Raw genomic sequence first — 17,803 nt, 5'->3', positions numbered from 1 at the left:
GGTATTTCTCAGACAGTCTGACGGGTGCGGCGAAGGCTGGGCGGGGCATCCATCGACAGCGTCTGCCCGCGGAAGAACTCGGGACGCTTGATGGCCTGCCAGATCATGATGACGACGCCGGCGAGGATCACGGTGACGCCCAGCACGAAGACGAGTCCCAGGCCGAAGATGTTCGAGCCGCTGCCGTAGGCGGGGTCCATCGAGTCGATGAGCGTCGTGACGAACAGCACCGCGAGGATGGCGCCGCCCACAAGCGGGAACAGGAAGGTGAAGAAGAAGCTGCGCACCGAGTCGAACCACTGCTTGCGGAAGTACCAGACGCACGCGAACGCGGTGAGGCCGTAGTAGAAGCAGATCATCATGCCGAGCGAGAGGATCGTGTCGGTCAGGACGTTCTCGCTGAGGACGCGCATGACGGCGTAGAACACCGACGCCACGACTGCCGAGACGATCGTCGCGTAGCCAGGGGTGAAGAACCGCGGGCTCACCCGCGCGAACTTCGACGGGAGCGCGCCGTAGTGGCCCATCGCCAGGAGCGTGCGGGCGGGACCGACCGCCGTGGACTGCAGCGACGCGGCGGAGCTCGAGAGCACCGCGAGCGAGACGAGGAACGCGAGCGGTCCGAGGATCGGGTCGGACAGCGCGAAGAAGACGTTCGCCGAGATGTCCTCGTTGGCCAGGCCCAAGGGGCCCGTGCCGACGCCGGCGAACATGATGAGCCCGATCGACAGCAGCAGGTAGAGCGCGACGACGATGACGACGGTGAGCATCGCGGCGCGGCCCGGCGTCTTGGCCGGGTTCTTCGTCTCCTCGTTCATGGTCAGGACGACGTCCCAGCCCCAGAAGATGAAGATCGACAGCGACAGTCCGGCGGCGAAGGCGCTGAACGTCGGCACCTCGAGCGGGTTGAACCACGACCACGAGAACGCGGTGGGGTCGGGCGCATCGCCCTGCACGGCCTTGACGATCGCGACGATCGCGAACAGCAGCAGCACGACGACCTGGAAGCCGACCAGGATGTACTGGAACTTCTGCGTGGTCTGCATGTCGCGGTACGACACGAGCGTCGCCCCGAGCATGAAGAGCAGGCAGACCGTGACGTTGATCACGGGATTGAACGCGAGGTCCGCGATGTCGGGATTGCCGGTCAGCTGCGAGATGAGCAGGAACAGGAACTCCACGGCGATGCCCGCGAGATTGGACAGCACGATGACGGTCGCGGCGATGATGCCCCAGCCGGTCATCCAGCCGATCCACGGCCCGAAGGCGCGGACGCCCCACGTGAACGACGTGCCCGAGTCGGGCATGGCGCGGTTGAGCTCGCGGTAGCCGAAGGCCGTCAGCAGCATCGGGATGAAGCCCACGAGGATGATCGCGGGCACCTGCGTGCCGACGACGGCCACGGTCGGCCCGAGCGACGCCGTGAGCGTGTAGGCCGGAGCGATCGTCGAGATGCCGATGACGACGGCGCCGACGACGCCGACGGCGCCGGCGCTCAGGCCCTTCTTGGACAGCTCGCCCGCGTGGGCTCCGGATGCGGGGGCCAGCGGCGCGCCCGAGGTCTGTGATGAAGCGCTCATGCGCGTGCACCTTCCTGACCGCGCGTGCGGGGCACCACGACCATGGGGACGGGAAGCTCGTGCAGCATCTTCGCTGCCGTCGAGCCCAGGAACAGTCGGCGGGGCTGCGCGAGGCGGCTCGAGCCGACGACCGCCAGCTCGCCCGGCTCCCAGCTGAGGTGGCGGACAGCCTCCTCGACGCTGTCACCGCGTGCGACGACGACGTCGGCCTCGACCGCCTCGGGAAGCGCGTCGAGCGCCTTGCCGAGCACATCGTCGGCGTGGGCGGCACCCGCGACGCGGATGACGCCGGTGTCGACGGTGGCGGGCAGGTCGACCGAGACGAGCGACAGCAGGCGCAGGTGCGCGTGGGTCGCGACGGCGAGCGCGACGCTCTCCTCGAGGAGTGCCTCGGCGCCCGGACGCGTGCCGATCGCCACCGTGACGCGGCTCACGCCCTTGACGTCGACGCGGCGCGAGCCCTCGGGCGCGAGTGCGACCGGCACGTCGGAGGAGTGCAGCAGCTCGCCCGCGACCGTGCCGAGACGGTGCCGGCCGCGCAAGCCGCCGTTGGCGGCGCCGACGACGATGAGGCCGGCCTGGAACTCGTGCGCCGCGCCGATGAGGCCCTCTGCGAAGGAGTCGGCGAAGCGCACGTGCGTGGCCCGGGTCACGGCATCCGGGATCGACTCCTCGGCAGCGGCGAGCCAGGACTCGGCCTGGCCCTGCAGGTAGCGGTCGTACCCGGCGTCGGGCGGCGTGATGACGCTGCGGTCGTCGGCCGGGAGCACGAGCACGAGATCGAGCTGGGCACCCGTCGCCGCGGCCAGCCGCGCGCCGAGTGCGACGGCGTCCTCGCCCGCCTCCGTTGCCGTGTAGCCGACGACGATCCGGCCCGTCACGCGTGGGCCTTGTCGAGGATGTTCGCCGCGACGAAGCGGCCCATGCGGATGGCGCCGTCGACGTGCTGGTAGCCCGCGCCGGCCATGTCGCTGCAGGCGAAGTGGATGGGTCCGACGGCGGTGCGCAGGTCGGCGCCGTAGCGGTGCAGGCCGCCCAGGTCGAAGCTCGCGGCGTACGCGCCGCGCGTCCACTCCTCGCTGCCCCAGTCGCTCTCGTAGTAGACGACGGGGTTCTTGGCCTCGGGGCCGTAGTAGTGCGACAGCGACTCGAGGATGCGCTCCTTGCGCTCCTCGGCCGACAGGGTGAAGACGTCGTCGGCGTTCTGGTCGGAGACGAACCCGACGAGCGTGCCGCGCTCGTCGCCGTGGTTGGTGTTGTCGTAGGCCTCGTGCGAGAGCTCGTAGGGGCTGAACGCGGTGCCCGACAGGCCCTGCTCGCGCCAGAACGGCGTCTCGTAGACGGCGTGCACCTTGATGACGAAGCCCATCGAGAGGTGCTGGTGCAGCTGGTGCTGTCGGCGCGGCAGCGCGGGCACGAACTGGATGCGGCTGTAGAGGATCGGCGCGTGCGCGAGGATCGCGTACCGGGCGTGCACCGTCTGGGTGTCGGTCGTCGCGGTGACCCCCCCTTGCCCTGAGCCTGTCGAAGGGTCGGACCACTCGAGCGTGCGCACCGGCGAGCCGAGGAAGACGTCGTCGCCGAGGCGCTCGGCGAGGAGGAGCGGCACCTGCTGGAGGCCGCCCACGACGCGCTTGTCGAGGATGAAGTCGGCGTCGACGAGGTGCGAGTAGGAGCCGGCGGATGCCGCCATCAGAAGCGACTGCAGGAGCGAGAACGCGTGCGTGGGCTTGGTCAGCATGGCCGAGCCGGTGGCGAACGCGAGGTTGCGGACGGCTTCATCGTCGTCGGTCTGTGCGCGCAGCCAGGCATCCCACGAGATCGAGTCCCACTCCTCGGCCTGAGGGTGCGCCCACGGACGGTCGGGGTCGATCTCGGCGACCATCGCATCGAGACGCTCCGTGATGTCGGCGATCGCGCGCTCGGTCTCGGGCGAGACCGGGAACATCTCGCCTGTGAAGCGCGAGACCTCCCCCGTCGGGCCGACGTAGACCGAGTCGCCGTCGCGGTACCGCTCGTACGTCTCCAGGCCCAGCTCGTCGATCGTCTCGATGAGCGCGTGCTGGTCGGGCGAGACCCACTGGCCGCCGATCTCGAGCATCGCGCCGTCGATCACGTCGGTCCACAGGCGCCCGCCGACGCGGTCGCGCGCCTCCAGGACGGCGACGGACAGGCCCGCCTTCTTCAGCTCGTTGGCGGCCGTCAGGCCGGCCGCTCCCGCTCCGATGACGACGACGTCGCGCGTCAGCTCCGACATGAGTGCTCCTTTGCTCGAATGGGGGATGCTTCCGCCGATGGCGGAGCGAAGTTCCGCGGACGACGGACCCGGCCTCCCCCCGGCGCCGGGTCCGTCGACCGCGCTGTCAGTTGGCCGCGAGCGCCGCGGCCACGACGTCGATGCCCTCGTGGAGCAGCGCGTCGGGAATGGTGAGCGGCGGGAGGAAACGGATCACGTTCCCGTAGGTGCCGCAGGTGAGCACGATGACGCCGTCGGCGATGCACGCCTTTGCGATGGCCCCGGTGAGGGCCGCGTCGGGCTCGCCCGTCTCGGGGTCGACGAACTCGGCGGCGATCATGGCGCCGTGTCCGCGGACGTCGCCGACACGGGGGTCGGATGCCTGCAGCTCGCGCAGGCGGGTCGTGAGGATCTCGCCGATCTCGTTCGCGCGCTCGACGAGGCCCTCGGTCTCGTAGACCTCGATCGCGGCGAGCGCGGCGGCGCACGCGATGGGGTTGCCGCCGTAGGTGCCGCCGAGGCCACCCGAGTGCGAGGCATCCATGATCTCGGCGCGCCCCGTGACCGCGGCGAGCGGAAGGCCGCCGGCGATGCCCTTGGCGGTGGTGATGACGTCGGGGACGATGCCGAAGCGCTCGCTCGCGAACATGGCGCCCGTGCGGGCGAAGCCCGTCTGGATCTCGTCGGCGATGAAGACGACGTTGTTGGCCCGGCACCAGTCGACGACGGCGTTCAGGAACCCGTCGGCGGGGACGATGAAGCCGCCCTCGCCCTGGATGGGCTCGATGATGACGGCGGCGAGGTTGTCGGCGCCGACCTGCTTCTCGATGATCGAGATGGCCTTCTTCGCCGCCTCGGGACCGGTCAGGCCGTCGCGGAAGGGGTAGGAGAGGGGCGCGCGGTAGATCTCCGACGCGAAGGGCCCGAAGCCGCTCTTGTAGGGCATGGCCTTGGCAGTGAGTGCCATCGTGAGGTTGGTGCGGCCGTGGTAGCCGTGGTCGAACGCGACGACCGCCGACTTCTTCGTGAACTTGCGGGCGATCTTGATCGCGTTCTCGACGGCCTCGGCGCCCGAGTTGAACAGGGCGCTCTTCTTGGCGTGGTCGCCCGGCGTGACGCGGTTGAGCGCCTCGGCGACGGCGACGTACGACTCGTACGGCGAGACCATGAAGCACGTGTGCGTGAACTGCGCGACCTGCGCCTGAACGGCCTCGACGACCTTGGGGTGCGCGTTGCCGACGGTCGTGACGGCGATGCCCGAGCCGAGGTCGATGAGCGAGTTGCCGTCGGCGTCGACGATGACTCCCCCGCCGGCCGCGACGGCCTCGATGGGGGCGGTGTGTCCGACGCCCGCCGCGACGGCGGCGGCCTTGCGGTCCAGGAGCTGCTGCGAACGGGGGCCGGGGATGCTCGTGACGAGGCGGCGCTCCTGCGGCAGTGAGGGCCCGCCCAGCGGCGTTGCGGTGACGGTGTCGATGGCGGTCATGAGGGCGAGCGTACGGAGGCCCACCGGGCGCGTGCACTCTCCGCGGTGTACATTCTGTTGCGCCGCCTGTACGCCTCGTACAGCGCGACTTCGGGAGGGTCGATGGATGCCACCGCCGAGGCGCCGACGCTGCGAGCGCTGCTGCACCGCCGCGAGCTGCAGCTGCGGCTCGAGGGCGACGAGCACGACCTCGAGTCGGGAGCCCTCGATCGGCACGTGCGCTGGGTGCACAGCTCCGACCTCGCCGACCCCACTCCGTTCCTGTCGGAGGGCCTCGCGCTGCTGACGACGGGCACGCAGTTCCGCGATGCCGGCGACGACGCGTTCCGCTCGTACGTGCATCGCCTGTCGGCACGCGGCGTCGTCGCGCTCGGGTTCGGCACGGAGGTCGTCCGCGACGGCATCCCGCCCGCCCTCGCCGAGGCGTGCCGGGCGGAGCGGATGCCGCTGTTCGAGGTGCCGTACCGCACGCCGTTCATCGCGGTCGCCCGCGCGAACGCCGAGGCGATCGCCGCGCAGGCCTATGCGCGCCGCAGCTGGGCGCTCGCGGCGCAGCGCGCGATCGCCCTCGCGGCGCTCCGCCCGGACGGGCTCGGCGCGACGCTGGCAGAGCTGTCGCGCCAGCTCGACACGTGGGTCGGCCTCTTCGATGCGGCCGGCGTGCTGAGCCGGGAGCATCCCGCGCGCGGCCTGGAGAGCGCCGTCCTCGACGAGCTCCAGGACGAGGTGGGCGCCGTGCTGCGCCGCGGCGCGCGCGCCGGGTCGTCGCTGCGGATCGGCGGCGCGCCCTTCACGATGCAGACGCTCGGACGCGGCGGACACCTCCGTGGCGTCATCGCGATCGCCGCCGCCGAGCTCGACCAGGAGGGTCGCGGCGTCGTGACCTCCGTCGTCGCCATGGCGGGGCTCGCGTTCGAGCAGCAGCAGAGCCTCACCCGCGCCCACGACCTCCTGCGGGCGGGACTCGTGCAGTCGCTCCTGGCCGGCGACGCCGCGCTCGCCCGGCGCATCGCGCGGGACCTGTGGGGCGGGCTGCCCGCGGCTCCCGTGCACGTGGCGGTGACGGATGCCGCGGTCGCGCGGTCCGACGCCGTGTCGGAGTGGCTCACGCTCCGCGCCGCCGAGACGCGCGGCGCGGTCTTCCACGGCCGCGCCGACGACGCCCTCGTCGTCGTGTCGCGCGACGACGACGTGTTCGACGACCTGGCGACGCGGTTCGAGGCGCGCCTCGGAGTCTCGGAGGCCGTGCCCTACGCGGAGTTCGGCGACGCGCACGCCCAGGCGGTCACGGCGCTGCGCCGCGGGACCGAGCCCGTCACGAGGTTCCGCGAGATCGCGGCATCCGGAGTGCTGTCGGCCCTCGACTCGGAGGCCGCCCGTTCCCTCGCCGCCGCGCGGCTCGCGCCGCTGCGCGAGCACGACCTCGAGGAGGGCACGGCCCTCGTCGAGACGGTGCGCGTGTGGCTCGAGAACGACGCGCGCATCGACACCGCCGCGACCGCGCTCGGCGTGCACCGTCACACCGTCCGGGCGCGGATCGGCCTCGCCCAGCGCCTCCTCGAGACGGACCTGACGTCGTTCGCGGCGCGCGCCGACCTGTGGGCCGCCCTGCAGGTCTCCCGCCCCGGCTGACGCGCGCGTGCACAACCGCGGGGATATCGACCGACGCGCCGACGCGCCCCGGCGCGCCGCGCACAATCCCCGCGGCTGTGCACGCGCGCGCGAGGCCGCTCGCGCCGCCGGACGCGGTCAGCGGGGAGCGTGGGCCTCGAGGAACTCGTACACGTCTGTCGTGTCCACGCCCGGGAACGCGCCGGTCGGCAGCGTCGCGAGCAGTGTGCGGGGCGTGCGCACATTCGGCCACGACTGCTCGCGCCATGCGGCCTCGAGGTCGGCGGGGGCGCGCCGGCAGCACACCTCGACGGAGTGCTTGGAGACGCCGCGGTTGGGGGTGTCACGGCCGAGGAACCACTTGGTGTCGTCGAAGCGGACGCCCACGCTGATCGAGTGCGCACCCTCGCTGGAGAGCTCCACGCGGGCCGTGCACCAGTAGGTTCCGTTGCCGGTGTCGGTGTACTGGTAGTACGGGTTGAAGTGGTCGTCCACGTCGAAGACGACGCGTGAGGTCCACTTGCGGCAGCACATCTGTCCCTCGATCGCGCCGAGGCGGTCGGTCGGGAAGTTGACGTCGTCGTTCTCGTAGACCTTGGTGATGACGCCCGACTCGTGCACCTTGAGGAAGTGCACCGGCAGGCCGAGGTGCACCGTGGCGAGGTTCGTGAAGCGGTGCGCGGCGGTCTCGTACGACACGGAGTACGCGTCGCGGAGGTCTTCGATCGAGATCGAGCGGTCCTTCTTCGCCTCGTCGAGGAACGGCACGGCGTGCGCCTCGGGGATCAGCAGCGCGCCCGTGAGGTAGTTGGTCTCGACGCGCTGGCGCAGGAAGTCGGCGTACGACGTCGGCTCTCGGTGTCCGAGCATACGGCTCGACAGCGCCTGCAGCACGGCCGTGCGCGGATCGCCCTTCGTGGTCAGCCGGCTCGACAGGTACAGGCGCCCGTTCTTGATGTCGGCGACGCTGCGGGTCGTCTGCGGGAGGTCGGGCACGTAGTGGAGGGTGAAGCCGAGGTGCGCCGCGATGTCCGACGCGGTGCGCTGCGTGAGCGGCCCGCCGGGGTGGTCGACGGCGTCGAGGATGCGCCGCGCCTGCTGCTCCAGCTCGGGGAAGTAGTTGTTCTGCGTGCGCATGAGCCGCCGCAGGGCGACGTTGGCGCGCCGCGCCTCTTCCGGCGTCGCGGCGCGCTCGTCGCGGAGCCGTTCGATCTCGGTCTGCAGCGAGAGCATGGCCTTGAGCGCGTCGGTCGGCACGGTCTTGCCGATGCGGAACGGCGCGATGCCGAGCGCCTGGAACGTCTGGCCCTTCATCGCCCGCTCGAGCGCGATCTCGAGCGTCGCGCGCTCATCGAGGGGCTCCGATTCGAGCAGCGCGTCGAGGGTCACGCCGAGCGAACGGGCGATCGCACGCAGCAGTGTGAGCTTGGGCTCGCGCCTGCCGTTCTCGATCATCGACAGCTGGCTCGGCGCGCGATCGACCGACGTCGCGAGCTCTTCGAGCGTCATGCCGCGCTCGGTGCGCAGCTGCCGGATGCGGCGGCCGATCGTGAGGGGATCCACCTCTTCATCGTCCGGGACTTCACCGCGCACATCCGAGGTCAACGTCGTCGTCATGGCCCGATTCTGTCACGGAAACAGAAATCCGCGAAAAGTTCACTGCCGGAATCGCCGGGTCGACCCCCCAACTTCACCGCAGAGTGGTCTCACGACCTCCCAGCGATCCACCCAGAACGCGGATCACGGGATGCCTCGCCCCGGAGCACACGCCGGGTCGAGGCATCCCCCTCACTCTCAACACACTCGTTCACAGGAAGGCAGGACCATGACACCTGCGACCGCCGCCCCGATGCGTACACGCACCGGGCCCATCCCCACTCAGACCCACGAGCCCACGATCGAGATCGCCGGGCGCCTCGGACCCCGCTACGACGAGATCCTCACGCCCGAGGCGCTCGCGTTCCTCACCGCGCTGCACGATCGTTTCGCCGCCCGCCGCCACGACCGGCTCGCCGACCGCATGCGCCGCCGCTTCGAGGTCGGCAACGGGCACGACCCGCAGTTCCGTGACGACACCCGCCACATCCGCGAAGACGCGCAGTGGCAGGTCGCCGGCGCCGGCCCGGGCCTCGAGGACCGCCGCGTCGAGATCACGGGTCCGACCGACCCGAAGATGACGATCAACGCGCTGAACTCCGGCGCGAAGGTGTGGCTCGCCGACCAGGAGGATGCCACCAGCCCGACTTGGACCAACGTCATCGAGGGCCAGCTGAGCCTGCGCGACGCGATCCGCGGCGAGCTGAGCTTCACGAGCCCCGAGGGCAAGCACTACGAGGTCACCGCCACCGAGACGCCGACGATCGTGATGCGTCCGCGCGGATGGCACCTGCCCGAGCAGCACATCCGGTTCACCGACCGCACCGGCCGCACGATCGCGGCGTCGGGATCGTTCGTGGACTTCGGACTCTACTTCTTCCACAACGCGCAGCAGCTCATCGCGAACGGCCGCGGCCCCTACTTCTACATCGCCAAGCTCGAGTCGAGCGAAGAAGCGCGACTGTGGGACGACGTCTTCACGTTCAGCGAGCAGTACGTGGGCATCCCGCACGGCACCATTCGCGCGACGGTGCTCATCGAGACGCTGCCGGCCGCGTTCGAGATGGAGGAGATCCTGTTCGAGCTGCGCGATCACATCGCGGGCCTGAACGCGGGTCGCTGGGACTACATCTTCTCCATCATCAAGAACTACCGCGGGCGCGGGGCGCGGTTCGTGCTGCCCGACCGAAGCGAAGTCACGATGACGGTGCCGTTCATGCGGGCCTACACCGAGCTGCTCGTCAAGACGTGCCACAAGCGCGGTGCCTTCGCGATCGGCGGCATGAGCGCCTTCATCCCGAACCGCCGCGACCCCGAGGTGACCGAGCGCGCGTTCCAGAAGGTGGCGGCCGACAAGAAGCGCGAGGCCGGCGACGGCTTCGACGGCACGTGGGTCGCCCACCCCGACCTCATCCCGGTGGCCCGCGCCGAGTTCGACGCCGTGCTCGGCGACCGTCCGAACCAGCTCGACCGCCAGCGGCCAGAGGTCCACGTGTCGGCGGCCGACCTGATCGACGTGCACATCGGACGCCCGGTGACGACGGCCGGCGTGCACGGCAACGTGTCCGTGGCCATCCGCTACATCGAGGCCTGGCTGCGGGGCCTGGGCGCCGTCGCGATCGACAACCTCATGGAGGATGCCGCGACCGCCGAGATCTCGCGCTCGCAGGTGTGGCAGTGGATCCACCAGGACCAGACCACCGACGACGGCACCGCCATCACCCGCGAGTACGTCGAGGGCCTGATCACCCAGGTGCTCGGCGAGGTCGACCGCCGGGACGGCGACCGCTTCGACGACGCCGCGGAGATCTTCCGCGAGGTCTCGCTCGGCCAGGACTTCCCCGCGTTCCTGACGCTGCCGGCCTACGCGAAGTACCTGGTCGAGTCCGACTGAGCCCGAAGACGACGAAAAGGAAGACGACATGACTGCGTATCAAGAGGACATCGAAGCCATCCAGGCGCTCAAGGAGCGCAACGGTTCCAGCTGGGATGCGATCGACCCCGAGTCGGCCGCCCGCATGCGGGCGCAGAACCGGTTCCGCACCGGGCTCGAGATCGCCCAGTACACGGCCGACATCATGCGCCGCGACATGGCCGAGTACGACGCCGACTCGTCGGTGTACACCCAGTCGCTGGGCGTCTGGCACGGCTTCATCGGGCAGCAGAAGCTCATCTCGATCAAGAAGCACCTGAAGTCGACGAACAAGCGCTACCTGTACCTGTCGGGGTGGATGGTCGCCGCGCTCCGTTCGGAGTTCGGCCCCCTCCCCGACCAGTCGATGCACGAGAAGACCTCGGTTCCCGCCCTCATCGAGGAGCTCTACACGTTCCTCCGCCAGGCCGACGCGCGCGAACTCGATCTGCTCTTCACGCAGCTGGACGATGCGCGCGCCGCGGGCGACGAGACGGCTGTCGAGTTCATCCAGTCGCAGATCGACAACTACGAGACCCACGTGGTGCCGATCATCGCCGACATCGACGCGGGCTTCGGAAACCCCGAGGCGACGTATCTCCTGGCGAAGAAGATGATCGAGGCGGGCGCGTGCGCCATCCAGATCGAGAACCAGGTGTCGGACGAGAAGCAGTGCGGCCACCAGGACGGCAAGGTGACGGTGCCGCACGAGGACTTCATCGCGAAGCTCACCGCGGTCCGCTACGCGTTCCTCGAACTCGGCATCGACAACGGCGTCATCGTGGCCCGCACCGACTCGCTCGGCGCCGGCCTGACGCAGAAGCTCGCCGTCACGCACCAGCCCGGCGACCTCGGCGACCGGTACAACTCGTTCCTCGACGCCGACGAGATCTCAGGCTCCGACCTCGGCAACGGCGATGTCGTCATCAAGCGCGACGGCAAGCTGCTGCGCCCGAAGCGTCTCGCGAGCAACCTCTACCAGTTCCGCTCCGGAACCGGCGAGGAGCGTTGCGTGCTCGACTGCATCACGTCGCTGCGCAACGGCGCCGACCTGCTGTGGATCGAGACCGAGAAGCCGCACGTCGAGCAGATCGCGCGAATGGTCGACGCCATCCGCGAGGTCATCCCGAACGCGAAGCTCGTCTACAACAACAGCCCGTCGTTCAACTGGACCCTCAGCTTCCGTCAGCAGGCGTACGACCTGCTCGAGGAGCAGGGCGAGGATGTCTCGGCCTACGACCGCGGCGACCTGATGAGCGTCGAGTACGACGACACCGAGCTGGCGCGGCTGGCCGACGAGAAGATCCGCACCTTCCAGCGGGACGGGTCGGCTCGGGCCGGCATCTTCCACCACCTCATCACGCTGCCGACCTATCACACGGCCGCATTGTCGACGGACAGCCTCGCCAAGGGCTACTTCGGCGACGAGGGCATGCTCGCCTACGTGAAGGGCGTGCAGCGCCGCGAGATCCGCGAGGGGATCGCCACTGTCAAGCACCAGAACATGGCGGGAAGCGACATCGGCGACAACCACAAGGAGTACTTCGCCGGCGACGCGGCCCTCAAGGCCGGCGGCCAGCACAACACGATGAACCAGTTCAGCTGAGACCCGGCGACTGAACGAGAACGGATGCCTCGGACCGACCCCGGTCCGAGGCATCCGGCGTTTCCGACCGCCGAAATTCTTCGACGACGTTCTGTCGAGTTCATGCCGCACCGTTCGACGCCCTGAGCAGTAACGTCGCTCGAACGGAAAGGACAGCGCGATGAAGTACCTCATGCTCGTGGTGGTCGACCCCAGCCTGGAGAAGAACGGGGAGCCGCCGCTCACGATCGAAGAATGGGTCGGCGAGACCTACGGCAACGGCAAGGCGACCGATGGCGATCGCCTCCGCCCGCCCGCCGACGCGAAGACCGTGCGCCGCCGCGGCGGGAAGGTCATCGTCACCGACGGGCCCTTCGCCGAGACGCACGAATGGATCGCCGGCTTCGACATCCTCGAGTGCGCCGATCTCGACGAGGCGCTCGAGATCGCATCGCGGCATCCCATGGCCACCGGCGGCATCATCGAGCTGCGACCCGCCTGGCCGCTCGACCTCTGAGCCGGCGCCCTCCCGGGCCGCCGGGGCTCGCCCGGCCGGGGCATCCGTCGTCGGCGTTCTGCCGTCGGAAAGTCGCCATCAACAGCTGATTCCCATGACGGGTGCGGGCTCGTCCCGCGCATTACACTGACGCGCGTGGACTCGCTCTCCAAAACACTGGTCATCGTGCCTGCGTGGAACGAGGCGGGCGTCGTCGGCGACACCGTGCGCGAGATCGCGCAGCGGTGCCCTGGGGTGAGCATCATCGTCGTCGACGACGGGTCGACCGACGACACGGGCGACGAGGCGCGCGCCGCGGGCGCGATCGTTCTGACGCTCGCGATCAATCTCGGCGTGGGCGGCGCGATGCGGGCGGGGTTCCGGTACGCGATCCGCCACGGCTTCGAGCAGGCCATCCAGATCGACGCCGACGGACAGCACAACCCCGACGACATCGCCGCGGTGCTGGCGGGGCTCGAGCGCGCCGACATCTCGATCGGTGCGCGGTTCGCCGACGTGGGCGACTACCGCGCCCGCGGTCCGCGCCGCTGGGCGATGCGCCTGCTCGCGCGCGTCGTGTCGCGCTCCGCACACACCCGGCTCACCGACGTCACGAGCGGCTTCCGCGCGGCGAACGCACGCGCCATCGCGCAGTACGTGAAGTATTACCCCGCCGAGTACCTCGGCGACACGATCGACTCGCTCGTGGCCGCGGTGCACGCGGGACTCACGGTGACGCAGGTGCCCGTCGCGATGCGCCCTCGCGCCGGCGGCCACGCGAGCCAGAGCCTCTTCGGCTCGACGGTCTACCTGTGCCGCTGCGTCTTCGCGCTGGGACTCGCCCTCATGCGCGGAACCTCGGCGCAGGAGCGGGTCGCATGATCGTCGTCGCGGGCCTCACCTTCGCGGTCGCCGTCCTCGTCATCATCCTGACGCTCCTGGTGCGTCGGCAGCTGCGTGAGAAGTACGCCGTCCTCTGGCTGACGATCGGCCTGATACTGCTGATCCTGTCGATCTTCCCGGAGCTGCTCGTCGGGCTGACCCACCTCCTCGGCGTCCAGCTGCCGTCGAACCTCATCTTCGCGCTCTCGATCGTGCTCCTCGTGGGGGTCTGCCTGCACCTGTCGTGGGAGCTCTCCCGGGCCGAGGACGAGATCCGGCGTCTCGCCGAGGAGACGGCGATCCTCCGCGCCGACGTCGACGAGCTGCAGGCGGAGCGCGGAACGACGCCCCCGCCCGACGACGATCTCGCGGTCGGCGAAGATCAGGCGCGCGGCTGAGGCGTGGCGTGCGACGATCCGTGCCCTCGCGCTCGAGGCGCGAACACCCAGTACCGATACGCGAAGTAGTTCCAGACGGTCATCGCCACGACGGCGAGCAGCTTCCCGGCGAACCACGAGCCGCCCAGCGCGTCGACGGCCGCGACGATCCCCGTGACGGCGAAGGTGTTGGCGATCACGAGCAGCGTGTATTTGACGGCGCTCGAGGCGACGCGACCCTCGAGGCGGAATGTGAAGATGCGCTGCAGCAGATAGGTGACGCAGAAGCTCGTCAGGAACGCCACCGGGGTGCTGATGGGCAGGGGGATGCCGAGCACCTCGTGCAGCACGAAGAGAAGACCGACGTCGAACGCGAATGCCACTCCGCCGATCACGACGTAGCGGATCGCGCTCCGCGCCCAGACGCGGCGTCCGAACGCCGTCATGCGCTGGGCGAGATGGGCGGGCACGGCCCCCATTCTGACACCCCGCACGTGCAGGATCCCGTACACCGCAGGAAGGGCCGCGCGGCATGACGTGGCTCGACGCCCTCCCCGAGATCGCGATCGCGATCGGCGTGCTGATCCTGCCCGGGCTCGTCGTCGTGCGCCTGTTCGGGGCGCGCGGGATCGTCGCCCTCGGCGCCGTGGCACCGATCTCGGCGGGCATCGTCGCGGTCGCCGGTGTGGCGGCGGGGCTCGTCGGGTCGGCATTCTCGCCGTGGTGGGTGCTCGCCGTGTGGACGGTCGCCGCAGTGATCGCTTTCGCACTCCCGCGGCTGGTTCCGGCACTGCGCCCGCCGGCGCGCCGCACTCCGGCACTGCGCCCGCCGGCGCGGGGCACTCCGGCGGTGCACCCCCCAGGGCGCCGGGAGCCACGCCGAGTGTGGTGGGGCTGGCTCACGGGCCTCGTGGTCTCGGCGGTCCTGCTCACGTGGCGTGTCACGACCAGCCTCATCGCACCGGAGAGCTTCTCGCAGCGCTTCGACATCGTCTTCCATCTCAACGCCGTGCGCCGCGTGCTCGATGGGGACGGCTCGTCCCTCACGATGGGGCGGCTCGCATGGAACACCGACGCCGAGTCGTTCTACCCCGCGGCGTGGCACGACATCGCGGGCCTCGTCGCACAACTCTCCCCGGGGCACGGGATCTCCACCGTCGCGGTGGCTGTGAGCGCGACGAACCTCGTCATCGCGGTGGTCGTGTGGTCGCTCGGCGCGCTCGCACTCGTGCGGGCGATCGCCGGTCCGCGACCCCTCGCGCTCGCGTTCGCCGGCGTCTTCGCCGCCGCATTCGGCGCCTTCCCCCTCCGGCTCCTCGAGTGGGGCGTCGTGCTCCCCTACTTCTTCGGAGTGGCGCTGCTGCCCGGAATGATGGCGCTCGTCATCGCCGGGTGCCGACTGCGCCCATCCGCCGGGCTTCCGTCAGCGCAGGCGTGGGCGCTCGCGGCCGTCGCCGGTGTCGGCGTCGCTCTGGCCCATGCGAGCGTCGTCGTCGCGCTCGCGGTGCTCACGATCCCACCTGTTGTGACGTCTCTCGTCGGATCGATCCGCTCGCGTCGCCATCGCGGCCGTTCGACCCTGCCGGTGTGGATCCTCGTGGCCGGGTATCTCCTCGTGCTCGCGGCGATCTGGATAGTCGGCCGTCCGAGGAACGGCTTCCAGGGGTGGGACACCCCGCACTCGTTCCTCGTCGCCGTCGCCGCGTTCTTCGCCAACGCGCCACTGGGGGGAACCGTGCCGTTCGCGGCTCTCGTGCTCATCGCGATCGCCGTCGTCGTGCTGGCGATGCGGCGGGAGCGGTGGTGGTTCCTCGGCATCTACGCCGTCACGGGCATCCTCTACATCGCGGTCGCCGGCGTGCCGCGATCGCCCCTGCGCACCTTCCTGACCGGCCCCTGGTACGAGGACAGCTACCGCATCGCGGCGTTCGTCGTCATACCCGGCGTCGTCGCCGCGGCGATCGGCGGCGACCTGCTCGTTCGACGCATCGCCCTGAGCGCGCGGCGCCGCCGCGCCGGCGGCCGGACGCTCGCGATCGGGCTCACGGCGGTGCTGATCGTCCTGATGGTCCCCTCGACGCAGTTCGCCGTGACGCGAGATGCCGACCTCACCCGCGCGGCGTACGTGCTCGACGGCTCGTCGCCCCTCATCACACCGAACGAGCTGCGTCTGCTCGCGCGTCTGCCCGACAACGTGGCCGCCGGAGACGTCATCGCCGACAACCCGTTCGACGGGAGCGCGCTCGCCTACGCCTTCACAGGCCGGAAGGTGCTCTTCGCGCACCTCATGCACGACGACACGCTCGACCAGCTCCTGATCGCGCGGCGGCTGCGGGACGCCGCCGTCGACCCCGCCGTCTGCGAGGCACTCGAAGACACGCGCGTGCGGTGGGTGCTCGACTTCGGCGCGTACCTGGCCGACAACCCCGGTGCGAACGAGTACCCGGGGCTCGATGATCTCGTCGCCGCCGGGGTCGCGACCGAGGTGGACCGCGAAGGCGATGCCGTGCTCTATCGCATCACCGCCTGCGGCTGAAGCGCAGGGGTCAGCGCCCGATGCAGTCGGGGCCCGCGTCGGACGGGACCGTGCCGCGGCAGGTGTACACCTGCCCGTCGACGAGGTCATAGCCCGACAGCAGCTGCGGCACCGTGACGAACGTGTAGCCGCGGTCGCGAAGAGTGGCGATGATCGTCTCCTGCCCCGCGACGGTCGAGGGGTAGATGTCGTGCATGAGCACGATGCCGCCGGGGGCGATGCGGTCGAGCACGCGGGGCACGAAGACGTCGGGGTCGAGGCTCTGCCAGTCGAAGGCGTCGACGCTCCAGTAGATGAGCGGATGACGGACGGATGCCGCGACCGCCCCGCCCGCGGAGCCGTAGGGTGCGCGGGCGAGCGTCGGCTCGGGAACGCCGGCGGCCACGATCGCCGCGTCGGTCGAGCTGATCTGCTGCTCGATGTCGGGACCGGCGAGGGTGGCGAGATCAGGGTGCGACCACGTGTGGTTCTCGACGGCATGTCCGTCGCGATGCTCTCGCGCGACGATGCCGGGATCCGTCTGCACGTGCTGGCCCTCCACGAAGAAGGTCGCCGCGACCTGTTCCTTCGCGAGGAGGTCGAGCAGACCCGGCGTCGTCTCGGGAGACGGACCGTCGTCGAAGGTCAACGCGACGCACGCGACGAGCGAGCAGGGGACGTGCTGCGCGCCAGGCGTCGCGACGGGGACGAAGGCGGCACCGGAGGATGCGGCATCCTGAACCGACCGTCCCGCATCGGACAGAAGGGGCCGGGCAGCCTCCGCCGGGACGCGGGCCGGCTCGCCGTCCCCCGAAGCGAGGAGCACGGCGCCGTCGGTCGCGATCGCCAGCGACCCGAGGGACTCGGGCGGCGCTCCGCCGGCGGCGGCGAGCAGCGCGTCCCCCTGCGCAGGATCGACCAGAGCGTCACCCGGATACGCGGCATCCGTCGTCCCGTCTCCGTAGATCGTCCACTGCGCGATCGCGACGCCGTCCTTCTCCGCGCGCATGCGCACCCCGAGCCACGATCCCGATGCCAGCACGACGTTGGTCGCGACGCGGAGCCCGTCGCCGGCGGCGGCGGAGTCGCCGAGCCTCAGCCCGTCGGGCGGCAGCGCCACCTGGAAGCCTGCGGGCGCCCGGTCGCCGAGGTATTGGTCGACGCGCGCGAGCGCTATCGAGTCGACGAGGTTGTTGAACGACTCGACCCCGTCGAAGTAGACCGGCTCGATGGCGATAGCGGCATCGCCTGCCCGCGCCATGGACAGGGCGGTGATCCCGTCGAGCGTCGATGGCCGGATGCTGGGTACCGACTCGACCGTCGCGTCAGGCTCGGGCGTGAGAGTCGGAAGAGGTGGGGCCGGCAGCGCGCAGCCCCCGAGCGCGACGGCGGCGAGGATCGCGCCGACGAGGCCGAGTGCGCGGCGGGCGAGAGGCACGTCCGGATCATAAGCCCGGCGCGGCGGGATACCCCGGACTCTCACGTGCCTCCGGAGGATTCCGTGGTCCGATGCCGCCCAGTGCGAGG

Annotated in this window: 14 protein-coding genes; 7 read left to right on the top strand and 7 right to left on the bottom strand. The window is 70.4% G+C overall.

What is annotated here, in order from left to right:
* Nucleotides 1–8 precede the first annotated feature (8 nt).
* The 4 genes from ACH3VR_RS01945 to gabT all read right to left on the bottom strand — a co-directional run bounded on the left by ACH3VR_RS01945 (nt 9) and on the right by gabT (nt 5,302).
* On the bottom strand, nt 9–1,580 hold the full coding sequence (locus tag ACH3VR_RS01945; RefSeq protein WP_396639063.1) for an APC family permease: 1,572 nt from the start codon (nt 1,578–1,580) through the stop codon (nt 9–11).
* Nucleotides 1,577–2,461: a universal stress protein gene (locus ACH3VR_RS01940; protein ID WP_396639062.1), complete on the bottom strand. Its 885-nt coding sequence runs from the start codon at nt 2,459–2,461 to the stop codon at nt 1,577–1,579. The genes ACH3VR_RS01945 and ACH3VR_RS01940 overlap by 4 nt, the downstream gene beginning before the upstream one ends.
* Nucleotides 2,458–3,837: a flavin monoamine oxidase family protein gene (locus ACH3VR_RS01935; protein ID WP_396639061.1), complete on the bottom strand. Its 1,380-nt coding sequence runs from the start codon at nt 3,835–3,837 to the stop codon at nt 2,458–2,460. Before ACH3VR_RS01935 ends, ACH3VR_RS01940 begins: the two co-directional genes overlap by 4 nt.
* Nucleotides 3,838–3,943: 106 nt before the next feature.
* On the bottom strand, nt 3,944–5,302 hold the full coding sequence (gene gabT, locus ACH3VR_RS01930; protein WP_396639060.1) for a 4-aminobutyrate--2-oxoglutarate transaminase: 1,359 nt from the start codon (nt 5,300–5,302) through the stop codon (nt 3,944–3,946).
* Nucleotides 5,303–5,404: 102 nt separating this feature from the next.
* Between gabT and ACH3VR_RS01925 the strand changes: the two genes are divergently transcribed.
* Nucleotides 5,405–6,934, top strand: a complete 1,530-nt coding sequence (locus ACH3VR_RS01925; protein ID WP_396639059.1) for a PucR family transcriptional regulator — start codon at nt 5,405–5,407, stop codon at nt 6,932–6,934.
* 117 nt (nt 6,935–7,051) lie between these two features.
* On the opposite strand, the gene ACH3VR_RS01920 is transcribed toward ACH3VR_RS01925, so the two are convergent.
* Nucleotides 7,052–8,530, bottom strand: coding sequence for a helix-turn-helix domain-containing protein (locus tag ACH3VR_RS01920; protein ID WP_396639058.1), 1,479 nt, complete (start codon nt 8,528–8,530; stop codon nt 7,052–7,054).
* 208 nt (nt 8,531–8,738) lie between these two features.
* On the opposite strand from ACH3VR_RS01920, the gene aceB reads away from it, so the two are divergent.
* From aceB to ACH3VR_RS01895, 5 genes are all read left to right on the top strand, one after another.
* Nucleotides 8,739–10,403: a malate synthase A gene (aceB, locus tag ACH3VR_RS01915; RefSeq protein WP_396639057.1), complete on the top strand. Its 1,665-nt coding sequence runs from the start codon at nt 8,739–8,741 to the stop codon at nt 10,401–10,403.
* 28 nt (nt 10,404–10,431) lie between these two features.
* Complete coding sequence (locus ACH3VR_RS01910; RefSeq protein WP_396639056.1) at nt 10,432–12,027, top strand: isocitrate lyase; 1,596 nt, start codon at nt 10,432–10,434, stop codon at nt 12,025–12,027.
* A 160-nt stretch (nt 12,028–12,187) separates the two neighbouring features.
* Nucleotides 12,188–12,523: a YciI family protein gene (locus ACH3VR_RS01905; RefSeq protein WP_396639055.1), complete on the top strand. Its 336-nt coding sequence runs from the start codon at nt 12,188–12,190 to the stop codon at nt 12,521–12,523.
* A 126-nt stretch (nt 12,524–12,649) separates the two neighbouring features.
* Nucleotides 12,650–13,384: a glycosyltransferase family 2 protein gene (locus ACH3VR_RS01900; RefSeq protein WP_396639641.1), complete on the top strand. Its 735-nt coding sequence runs from the start codon at nt 12,650–12,652 to the stop codon at nt 13,382–13,384.
* Nucleotides 13,381–13,782: a DUF2304 domain-containing protein gene (locus ACH3VR_RS01895; RefSeq protein ID WP_396639054.1), complete on the top strand. Its 402-nt coding sequence runs from the start codon at nt 13,381–13,383 to the stop codon at nt 13,780–13,782. The genes ACH3VR_RS01900 and ACH3VR_RS01895 overlap by 4 nt, the downstream gene beginning before the upstream one ends.
* Here ACH3VR_RS01895 and ACH3VR_RS01890 read toward each other — a convergent pair.
* Nucleotides 13,767–14,231 (bottom strand): GtrA family protein, encoded by a 465-nt coding sequence (locus tag ACH3VR_RS01890; protein WP_396639053.1) that lies wholly within the window; start codon nt 14,229–14,231, stop codon nt 13,767–13,769. The two genes, ACH3VR_RS01895 and ACH3VR_RS01890, sit on opposite strands and share 16 nt — an antisense overlap.
* A gap of 62 nt (nt 14,232–14,293) precedes the next feature.
* Between ACH3VR_RS01890 and ACH3VR_RS01885 the strand changes: the two genes are divergently transcribed.
* Nucleotides 14,294–16,297: a DUF6541 family protein gene (locus tag ACH3VR_RS01885; protein ID WP_396639052.1), complete on the top strand. Its 2,004-nt coding sequence runs from the start codon at nt 14,294–14,296 to the stop codon at nt 16,295–16,297.
* Nucleotides 16,298–16,307: 10 nt separating this feature from the next.
* Here the strand turns inward: ACH3VR_RS01885 and ACH3VR_RS01880 are convergent, their stop codons facing one another.
* On the bottom strand, nt 16,308–17,714 hold the full coding sequence (locus ACH3VR_RS01880) for a polysaccharide deacetylase family protein (RefSeq protein ID WP_396639051.1): 1,407 nt from the start codon (nt 17,712–17,714) through the stop codon (nt 16,308–16,310).
* Between the last annotated feature and the right edge of the window lie 89 nt (nt 17,715–17,803).

The organism is Microbacterium alkaliflavum (assembly GCF_044325405.1).
Classification (GTDB): domain Bacteria; phylum Actinomycetota; class Actinomycetes; order Actinomycetales; family Microbacteriaceae; genus Microbacterium; species Microbacterium alkaliflavum.
Note: the sequence above shows the minus strand (reverse complement) of the source record. Positions and strands in the feature narration are given on the sequence as shown.

Coding starts and splice junctions, on each gene's coding strand:
- ACH3VR_RS01945 (WP_396639063.1), bottom strand. CDS start 1,580: ATGAGCGCTTCATCACAGACCTCGGGCGCGCCGCTGGCCCCCGCATCC.
- ACH3VR_RS01935 (WP_396639061.1), bottom strand. CDS start 3,837: ATGTCGGAGCTGACGCGCGACGTCGTCGTCATCGGAGCGGGAGCGGCC.
- gabT (WP_396639060.1), bottom strand. CDS start 5,302: ATGACCGCCATCGACACCGTCACCGCAACGCCGCTGGGCGGGCCCTCA.
- ACH3VR_RS01925 (WP_396639059.1), top strand. CDS start 5,405: ATGGATGCCACCGCCGAGGCGCCGACGCTGCGAGCGCTGCTGCACCGC.
- ACH3VR_RS01920 (WP_396639058.1), bottom strand. CDS start 8,530: ATGACGACGACGTTGACCTCGGATGTGCGCGGTGAAGTCCCGGACGAT.
- aceB (WP_396639057.1), top strand. CDS start 8,739: ATGACACCTGCGACCGCCGCCCCGATGCGTACACGCACCGGGCCCATC.
- ACH3VR_RS01910 (WP_396639056.1), top strand. CDS start 10,432: ATGACTGCGTATCAAGAGGACATCGAAGCCATCCAGGCGCTCAAGGAG.
- ACH3VR_RS01905 (WP_396639055.1), top strand. CDS start 12,188: ATGAAGTACCTCATGCTCGTGGTGGTCGACCCCAGCCTGGAGAAGAAC.
- ACH3VR_RS01895 (WP_396639054.1), top strand. CDS start 13,381: ATGATCGTCGTCGCGGGCCTCACCTTCGCGGTCGCCGTCCTCGTCATC.
- ACH3VR_RS01885 (WP_396639052.1), top strand. CDS start 14,294: ATGACGTGGCTCGACGCCCTCCCCGAGATCGCGATCGCGATCGGCGTG.